This is a genomic window from Massilia sp. UYP34, assembly GCF_056279385.1.
Genome location: NZ_JBWBRF010000044.1, coordinates 1 through 4,171, shown reverse-complemented (window position 1 = coordinate 4,171; position 4,171 = coordinate 1). Strand labels below are relative to the sequence as shown.

The following is a 4,171-nucleotide window of genomic DNA, read 5'->3' as shown; positions in this document are numbered from 1 at the left end:
CGGCACAGCTCCAGCAATGACTTGTCGCCGGTCGAGTATGAAAAGCAGTATTTCAAGCGGCTCGCGAGTGTCTAGGAAACTCGTGGCGATTCAATCCTCTCATTCCCTCGCATCATAGTAGGCTGGTCCGCGGCGTGCCTGTTCCTCGATTCAAGCATGCCAGGGCAGCGCTGGCCGTTGGACAATCTGTTCCATCAAGCTGATGCCGAATCACGCCGTACTTGCTACTTCATTAGTGGCAGTATTGGCTGGCCTACTTTGCGCACCCATAGCCAAAAATTTTTGACGAAGCCCGATGCGTTGCATTCCGCATTCTGGGTCGTCAAATGATCTATCGATTAATCGGAGAACCAGATGAATTCGTTCGATATCGACGCTAGCTGCAATAGCAACTGGCGCCGCCGCTTCCTGCAGGGTGCCGGTGCAGCGATCGGTCTTGCAAGCTTGAATCCCCGTTCACTCTTTGCGCAGCCTAGCGACCGGGGGACTCTGCGCGGGACCGACTTTGACCTAGTGATCGCTCCCATGCCCGTCAACTTTACGGGCGCCGCGCGGATCGCTACCGCGGTAAATGGCCAGGTTCCTGCCCCGATTTTGTGTTGGAACGAGGGCGATACCGTGACCATCCGGGTCACCAACCAACTGCAGACCGTTAGCTCCATCCATTGGCATGGAATCTTGCTTCCGGAGGAAATGGACGGCGTTCCGGGAATAAGCTTTTCAGGCATTGCGCCAGGTCAGACCTTCACCTACCGGTTCAAAGTGCAGCAAGCAGGCACATACTGGTATCACAGCCACTCAGCCTTCCAGGAGCAGACAGGATTGTACGGTCCGATCGTTGTGCTCCCAAAAAACGGTGAGCTAGTTTCGGCCGACCGTGATTACGTAGTCATGCTGTCGGACTGGACCGACGAAAAGCCTGAGCGCGTACTCGCTAATCTTAAAAAGATGAGCGACTTCTTCAATAACAAACAGCCGACGTTCGGTGAGTTTATGCAAGATGCCCAGCGCATGGGTGTTTCGGGCGCGGTTGAAAAGCGCAAGATGTGGAATCAGATGCGCATGATGCCGACTGACTTCAGCGATGTCACGGCTAGCCGGAACATCAGTAGCGCACTAAGGTACCTGATCAACGGCTCGACCTCAGAGAGCAACTGGACTGGAATATTCAGCCCTGGCGAGAAGGTTCGACTTCGGATCATCAATGGTTCGGCAACGACTATCTTCGATCTGCGCATTCCAGGTTTGAAAATGACCGTCGTTACCGCCGACGGGCAGGATGTGGAGCCGGTGACGGTCGACGAGATTCGTGTTTCGGTAGCTGAAACCTACGATGTCATCGTCGAGCCGACTGAAGAGCAGGCTTACACAATCTTCGCTCAGTCCATCGGCCGCTCCGGATCGGTACGCGCAACCCTCGCACCCCGCCAAGGGATGCAGGCACCTGTTCCGGAAATTGACGAGGCACACTGGCTCACTATGGTTGACATGATGGGAGCAATGGCCATGTCGGGCGCAAATGGCGGCCACGGCGGCCATGGAGCAATGCAAAACTCGTCCTCATCCAGTACGGCAAGTCGTGAGGCCATAGCGACGCACCAAAACCATGCACAGGATGCGCCGACAGCGGCTGACTCGCATGCAGGCCATGGCCAGTCGACGACAGCATCGACGTCCAAGCCAGCTCAAGCGCCGAAGGTACGTCATGCGCGAACTGAGTATGGCCCGGGCGTTGACATGCGTGTTGACATGCCCAGGACGAATCTGGACGACCCTGGCGTGAACCTGCGGGATAACGGCAGGCGGGTACTGACCTATGCAGACTTGCGTACGGTTGGAGGACCAGTTGATCCTCGGGAGCCCACGCGGGAGATTGAACTGCACCTGACAGGGAACATGGAGCGCTTCATGTGGTCGTTCGATGGCCAGAAATTTTCGGAGTCCCTGCCAATTCATTTCAGGTATGGCGAGCGGTTGCGCGTTGTGCTTGTCAACGACACGATGATGAATCACCCGATCCACCTGCACGGGATGTGGAGCGAGCTTGAATCTGCAACCGGACAATTCCAGGTGCGCAAGCACACCATTAACGTTCAGCCCGCGCAACGCGTCAGCTTCCGGGTGACCGCAGATGCGCCGGGCCACTGGGCTTTTCACTGTCATCTGCTTTATCACATGGAAGCCGGAATGTTCAGGGAGGTAGTAGTGTCATGAAGAATCAACTGAGGAAGCCGATTCCTTATGCCTTGGTGATCGCCTCGCTTTTTTCGCAGAATGCTGCCGCGCAAGCGACTGCGTCCGTCCAGCAGGTCCCCTCGGTGCAATCATTGACGGGGGACACTCACTCGACAATGGATCATGCGGCCATGGGTCACGTGACACCGCCGAGCTCTCCAGCTAAGCCTGTTCTGCAACCAGCAGTGCCTGCAAAACCAGATGCCAGACAAAGTTCTGGACAAGCAGCTCATTCTGTCCCAACGGAAGCAAAGACATCACGGGCGGAACAGCAGAATCAGCAACAAGGACAAGGATCTGAACATACTGGCCATCATACGACAGCTCCAGCCAATCGCTCAGGCACGCCTACGGCTCCGGAACCAGGAAACGTTGGGCAGCCGGTAAGAGAGCAGAGCCCGGCTTCAGGGCACGCAGGACACGCGATGCCAGCGCAAGCAAGTCCGACAGTGCAGGGGCAACGCAACGCGCCTCAAGCGCAGAATATGGATCACTCGGCGATGGGCCATGCACCGCCCCCCGGAGCGTCCGCCAGTAACGCCCATGCTGGGATGGATCATGCCGCCCAAGCCATAGTTTCGCCCGCCGCCGGCGGACAGGACATGCAGATGGGGCGCATGCAAGGCGGTCCACCGCCGGCCGACGCGCGCGACCCGAACGCGTATAACGAGGGCACGAAGTTCGCGCACCTCGGTAATCATGAGATGAACGACAACGCGCCATTCTGGAAAGTCCTGTTCGACAAGGCCGAGGCGGCGAAAGGCGACGGTGAGCAAGGCCAGAATGTGGAGTTCGAGGCCTGGTATGGCAACGACTACGACAAGGCCTGGGTGAAGGCGGAAGGCGAGCGCCGTGGCGAGGCACTTGAGTCGGCGCGCACTGAGCTCTTATGGGACCGGGCGTTTGCAACATTCTGGAGCACGCAAGTAGGTGTCCGGCACGATAGCGGCGAAGGCAAAAGCCGTAACTGGTTAGCCTTTGGCGTGCAGGGCCTGGCTCCCTACTGGTTCGAGACCGAGGCGACAGCGTACTGGCGTCCTGGCAGCGGCTTGGCAGCACGCCTGAGTGTCAAGTACGAGGTTCTATTCACTTCCCGACTGATCCTTGAGCCCGAGGTGGAAGCGAACCTTTACAGCCGTAGCGATCCGGAACGTGAGATAGGCAGCGGCCTGTCCGACATCAGCGCGGGCCTGCGGCTGCGTTATGAAGTCACACGCCAGTTTGCACCTTACATCGGGGTGACATGGAGTCGGCAATTCGGCGAAACCGCCGACTTCACGCGCATTCGTGGGCGGGGCCAAAGCGAGGTGCAGGCTGTTGCCGGCATCCGGTTCTGGTTCTAGTTCTGGATTGAGTAAATAAAGAAGCGAATTCGTATGAGACACGCTGAAAAGCGTGCGGGATTAATGGAAGAGGCAACCTTTCAATGAACGCTTAAGGAGAAGATCATGATCCAAAATCAGTTCCAATCGTGCATTCAGGCTTGCTACGAATGCGCTCAAGCCTGTGACACATGCGCTGCGGCCTGCCTTCAGGAACCGGATCCAAAGATGATGGCTCGCTGCATCGAACTGGACAACGAGTGCGCTGCGATCTGCCGTCTTGCTGCGCAGCTCATGAGCCGCTCGACCGAGCACGCAATTCAAGTGTGCCAGCTGTGTGCCGACATTTGCGAAGCTTGTGGGGACGAGTGCGCGCAGCACCAGGCGCAGCATTGCCAGGATTGCGCTGCCGCATGCCGCCGTTGCGCACAAGAGTGCCGAAACATGAGTCAGTCGGCCGCTGGAGCCGCATCGATGTCTGGATCGCAAATCGGATCCCACTAAGCGTATGGGCTGCAGTGGTAATCCCCCCATTTTTAGAGCACGCTAAAAGTAGAGGTTAAGCGGCGAGTGCCAATTTCTGTTTTGGCGTGATACCGCCGAGCGCCATGTTG

3 protein-coding genes are annotated in these 4,171 nt (G+C 57.5%); all 3 read left to right on the top strand.

What is annotated here, in order from left to right; translation table 11 throughout:
* The first annotated feature begins 354 nt into the window (after positions 1–354).
* The 3 genes from ACZ9AQ_RS24035 (at position 355) to ACZ9AQ_RS24025 (ending at position 4,061) form a co-directional block, all read left to right on the top strand.
* The gene (locus tag ACZ9AQ_RS24035; protein WP_109343472.1) at positions 355–2,214 is read left to right on the top strand and encodes a copper resistance system multicopper oxidase; all 1,860 of its coding nucleotides are present in this window, start codon (positions 355–357) and stop codon (positions 2,212–2,214) included.
* A gap of 446 nt (positions 2,215–2,660) precedes the next feature.
* Positions 2,661–3,578 carry a copper resistance protein B gene (locus ACZ9AQ_RS24030; RefSeq protein WP_290419608.1) on the top strand — a complete coding sequence of 306 codons (918 nt, stop codon included), beginning with the start codon at positions 2,661–2,663 and terminating at the stop codon, positions 3,576–3,578.
* A gap of 105 nt (positions 3,579–3,683) precedes the next feature.
* A complete protein-coding gene (locus tag ACZ9AQ_RS24025) occupies positions 3,684–4,061 on the top strand; it encodes a four-helix bundle copper-binding protein (protein ID WP_109343470.1) in 378 nt (125 codons plus the stop codon).
* The last annotated feature ends 110 nt before the right edge of the window (positions 4,062–4,171 follow it).